This window comes from Cellulomonas sp. IC4_254 (genome assembly GCF_011603975.1).
Taxonomy (GTDB): Bacteria; Actinomycetota; Actinomycetes; order Actinomycetales; family Cellulomonadaceae; genus Cellulomonas.
Genome location: NZ_JAANNB010000236.1, coordinates 1 through 5,082, shown reverse-complemented (window position 1 = coordinate 5,082; position 5,082 = coordinate 1). Strand labels below are relative to the sequence as shown.

Below are 5,082 nucleotides of genomic sequence, written 5' to 3'. Positions count from 1 at the left end.
GGACGCGGGCTGGCGCGGCGAGGGTGTCGACGTCACGGGACCGAACCTATCCACTGGTGCGGGGCCCAGCCATCCGGACGGCCGACCTGCGGGGAACCGGGTGCAGAAGGTGGGACCGAGGTGCTGTTCGCGGCACCCCCGCAGTGCCTAGGCTCAGGCGGGTGAGAGCCATCCGCCGATTCACCGTCCGCACCTCGCTGCCCGCCGAGCTCGCCGACCTGGACGAGCTCGCCCACAACCTGCGCTGGTCGTGGCACGCGCCGACCCGTGACCTGTTCGCCCGCATCGACCCCGCGCTGTGGGACGAGGTGCACGGCGACCCGGTCGCGCTGCTCGGCGCGCTGCGCCCCGAGCGGCTCGCCGAGCTGGCCGCCGACCCCGACGTCGTCGCCGCGGTGCGCGCCGCGACGGCGGACCTGCACGAGTACCTGGAGGCGCCGCGCTGGTACCAGCAGCGGCAGGCCTCGGACCCGTCGCTGCCCGCGGCGATCGGCTACTTCTCCCCGGAGTTCGGCATCACCGCCGTGCTGCCGCAGTACTCCGGCGGCCTCGGCATCCTGGCCGGCGACCACCTCAAGAGCGCGTCCGACCTGGGCGTGCCGGTGATCGGCGTCGGCCTGCTGTACGGCGCGGGCTACTTCAAGCAGTCGCTGACCCGGGACGGCTGGCAGCAGGAGACCTACCCGCTGCTCGACCCGGACGGCATGCCGCTCACCCTGGTCCGCGAGCACGACGGCACCCCCGCGGTGGTCTCGATCGCGCTGCCCGGCGACCGCACGCTGCACGCGCACGTGTGGACCGCGACGGTCGGCCGGGTGCCGCTGCTGCTGCTCGACTCCGACGTGCCCGAGAACGACGAGGCGGCCCGCAAGGTCACCGACCGGCTGTACGGCGGCGGCGGCGAGCACCGGCTGCAGCAGGAGCTGCTGCTCGGCGTCGGCGGCGTGCGCGCGCTGCGCGTGTGGTCCCGGCTCACCGGCGCGCCGGAGCCGGAGGTCTACCACACCAACGAGGGCCACGCCGGGTTCCTCGGCGTGGAGCGGATCCGCGAGCTGGTCACCGGCGCGGGCCTCGGCTTCGACGAGGCGCTGGAGGCCGTCCGCGCGGCGACGGTGTTCACCACGCACACGCCCGTGCCCGCCGGCATCGACCGGTTCGAGGCCGGGCTGGTGCAGCAGTACTTCGGCGGCGCGAACGCCGCCCCGGGCGTCCCGGTCGACCGGGTGCTCGCGCTCGGCGCGGAGGACTACCCGGGCGGCGACCCGACGATGTTCAACATGGCCGTCATGGGCCTGCGGCTCGGCGGCCGGGCCAACGGCGTCTCGCTGCTGCACGGCGAGGTGTCCCGCGGCATGTTCAACGGCCTGTGGCCGGGCTTCGACGACGTCGAGGTGCCGATCACCTCGGTGACCAACGGCGTGCACGCCCCGACCTGGGTCGACCGGCGGCTGTCCGACCTCGCGGCCGCGCGGCTGTCCGGCGAGGAGATCGCCGCGGGCGTCGGCTGGCTGCGCACCGACGCGATCACCGACGAGGAGCTGTGGGGGATGCGCCGGACGCTGCGCGCGCAGCTCGTCGCGGACGCCCGCCGTCGTGTGCGGCACTCCTGGGCGCAGCGCGGCGCCAGCCCGGCCGAGCTCGGCTGGGTCGACGACGTGCTGTCGCCCGACGTGCTCACCATCGGGTTCGCGCGCCGGGTGCCCACCTACAAGCGGCTCACCCTGATGCTGCGCGACCCCGAGCGGCTCCGCGCCCTGCTCACCCACCCCGAGCGGCCCGTGCAGCTCGTCATCGCCGGCAAGTCGCACCCCGCCGACGACCAGGGCAAGCGGCTCATCCAGCAGCTCGTCCGGTTCGCCGACGACGCCGGGGTACGGCACCGCATCGTGTTCCTGCCGAACTACGACATCGCGATGGCCCAGACCCTCTACCCGGGCTGCGACGTCTGGCTGAACAACCCGCTGCGCCCGCTCGAGGCCTGCGGCACCTCCGGCATGAAGGCGGCGCTCAACGGCGGGCTCAACCTGTCCATCCTCGACGGGTGGTGGGACGAGTGGTTCGACGGCGAGAACGGCTGGGCCATCCCCACCGCCGACGGCGTCGAGGACCCGGACCGCCGCGACGACCTCGAGGCCGCCGCGCTGTACGAGCTCATCGAGCACCAGGTGGCGCCCCGGTTCTACGACCGCGACGAGCGCGGGCTGCCCGGCCGCTGGCTGGAGATGGTGCGGCACACGCTCGCCACCCTCGGCCCGAAGGTGCAGGCCACCCGCATGGTCGCCGACTACGTCGAGCGGCTGTACGCACCCGCGGCGGTCGCGGGCCGGGCGCTCGCGGGCGACTCGGGCTTCGCCGGGGCGCGCGAGCTCGCCGCCTGGAAGGGCCGCATGCGGTCGGGCTGGCAGCACGTCCGGGTCGACCACGTCGAGTCCGGCGGCGTCGGCGAGGTGCCGCAGGTCGGCGACCAGCTGCACGTGAAGGCGTACGTCGCGCTCGGGGACCTCAAGCCCGAGGACGTCGAGGTGCAGGTCGTGCACGGCAAGGTCTCCGAGGCCGACGAGCTGCACGGCTTCACCGTCGACCCGCTGGCGCTCGCGGACACCTACGAGGGCGGCCGGTACGGGTTCGCCGGGGACCTGGTCCTCGACGCGTCGGGGCCGTTCGGGTACAGCGTGCGCGTCGTGCCGCGGCACGAGGGCCTGGCCTCGGTCGCCGAGGTGGGCCTGGTCGCGAACGCGGGTTGACCCGCGCCGCGCACCCACGCGTCGCACCCCGCGCCGAGAGAGGGCCTGCGCGCCGAGACAGGGCCGGAGCAGGCCCTGTCTCGGGCGGGTGGCCCTATCTCGGCGACCAGCAGTCGGCCGGGTCAGGCGACGTAGACGCGGAGGCTCAGCGGCTCCAGGGCGGCGCGGGTGCCGGCGTCCTGGTGCACGCCGCCGTTGAGCGCGGCGGCGCTGACCTCGCCCGGGTGCTCCCAGGTGGAGTCCCACACGAGCTCCCACGTCGTCCCCGCGTCCCCGGCCGCCGCGTCCCCGGCCGCCGCACCGCCGGCCGGGTCCGCGAGGACCACGTCGACCGGGTCCAGCGACCCGTTCACCACCAGCAGCACCGCGTCGCCGTCGGCGGTGCGGAGCATCTGCAGCGTGCGCAGGTCGGCGTCGTGCCAGCGCTCGTGGGTGAACACGGCACCCGCCGGGTCGAACCACGCCAGGTCCGGCCGGCCGTCCGCGCCGGCGCGCCCGGTGAAGAACCGCGGGCTGCGCAGCGCCGGGTGCGCGCGCCGCAGGGCGGTCAGGTGCCGGGCGGTGGCCAGCAGGTCCCGCCGCCACGGCGCCAGGTCCCAGGACACCCAGGACAGCGACGAGTCCTGGCAGTAGGCGTTGTTGTTGCCGCGCTGGGTGCGGCCGAGCTCGTCGCCGGCCGTGATCATCGGCGTCCCGGCGGCCAGCACCAGCGTCGCCAGGAGGTTCCGGATCGACCGGCGGCGCAGCGGCACGATGTCCGCCGCCACGGAGTCCGCCGCGACGTGGCCCTCGACGCCGTGGTTCCAGGACCGGTTGTCGTCGGAGCCGTCGCGGTTCTGCTCGCCGTTGGCCTCGTTGTGCTTGTGCTCGTAGGCGACCAGGTCGGCCAGGGTGAACCCGTCGTGCGCGGTGACGTAGTTGACCGACGCGCGGGGCCCGCGGGCGAGCGGCGGGTCGGAGTGCCCGAACAGGTCGACGGACCCCGCCAGCCGGGTCGCGAGGTCGCGCACCCGGTGCTCGGGCAGGCCGTGCGCCGCGCGGGCCGGGTCGGCGAGCCAGAACGACCGCACGGAGTTGCGGAACCGGTCGTTCCACTCGGCGAACGGCATCGGGAACTGGCCGGTCCGCCAGCCGCCCGGCCCGACGTCCCACGGCTCGGCGACCAGCTTCAGCCCGTGCAGCGCAGGGTCGGTGGCGGCCGCGACCAGGAACGGGTGGTCGGGGTCGAAGCCGGCGTGCCCGCGCCCGAGCGTCACCGCCAGGTCGAACCGGAACCCGTCGACGCCGACCTCCTGCGCCCAGTAGCGCAGCGAGTCGAGCGCGAGCCGGACGACCTCGGGTCGCCGGAAGTCGAGGGTGTTGCCGGTGCCGGTCACGTCCGCCAGGGCGGCGGGGTGCGCGCCGTCGTGCAGGTAGTAGACCGCGGAGTCGAGGCCGCGCCAGGACAGGTGCTGGCCGGGGAGGCCGCCCTCGCAGGTGTGGTTGTAGACGACGTCGAGCAGCACCTCGATGCCCGCCTCGTGCAGCGCGTGCACCGCGGTGCGCAGCTCGTCGAGCACCGCGGCGGGGCCGGCGGCGCGGGCGGCGGCCGTGGCGTAGGGGGCGTGCGGGGCGAAGAAGCCCAGCGTGCTGTAGCCCCAGTAGTTCGTGAGGCCGCGCTGCACGAGGTGCGGCTCCGAGGAGAACGCGTGCACCGGCAGCAGCTCCAGCGCGGTGACGCCGAGCGCGCGCAGGTGGTCGACGACGGCCGGGTGCCCGAGCGCCGCGTAGGTCCCGCGCAGGTGCGGCGGCAGGTCGGGGTGCCGGACGGTCAGGCCCTTGACGTGCGCCTCGTAGACGACGGTGTCCGCCCACGGCGTGTGCGGGCGGTTGGCGGCCGGGTCGACGCGGTCGCCTGCGCCGCGGCGCCCGGGGCGGCGGTCGAGCACGACGGCGTGCGGCACGTGCGCGACCGAGTCGCGCGGGTCGGGCTCGCCCGCGGGGTCGCCCCGGAGCGCGTCGTCGACGACGTGGCCGTAGGTCGCCGGGCCGTGGTCGACCTCGCCGACCAGGCCGCGGGCGTACGGGTCCACCAGCAGCTTGGCGGGGTTGTACCGGAGGCCGGCGCCCGGGTCCCAGGGTCCGTGGGCGCGTAGGCCGTAGCGCTGCCCGGGCCGGACGCCGGGCACCCGCGCGGTGAACACGCCGAGGTCGGGGCCGTCGAGCCGGACGCGGCGCTCGGCCCAGCCGGTCGGGGCCGCCGGGTCGGGGTCGAGCAGGCAGAGGTCCACCGCGTCCGCGTGCGGGGCGAGGACGCCGACCTCGACGCCGTCGTCCGTCACGTGCACCCCGAGGCGGG

General features: G+C 75.7%; 2 protein-coding genes. One reads left to right on the top strand and one right to left on the bottom strand.

What is annotated here, in order from left to right:
• Positions 1–161: 161 nt before the first annotated feature.
• Positions 162–2,744, top strand: coding sequence for an alpha-glucan family phosphorylase (gene glgP / locus G6556_RS16915; protein WP_166944020.1), 2,583 nt, complete (start codon positions 162–164; stop codon positions 2,742–2,744).
• Positions 2,745–2,866: 122 nt separating this feature from the next.
• Here glgP and glgX read toward each other — a convergent pair.
• Positions 2,867–5,082: glycogen debranching protein GlgX (gene glgX / locus G6556_RS16910; protein WP_205693653.1), on the bottom strand; the 2,216-nt coding region annotated here is incomplete at its 5' end.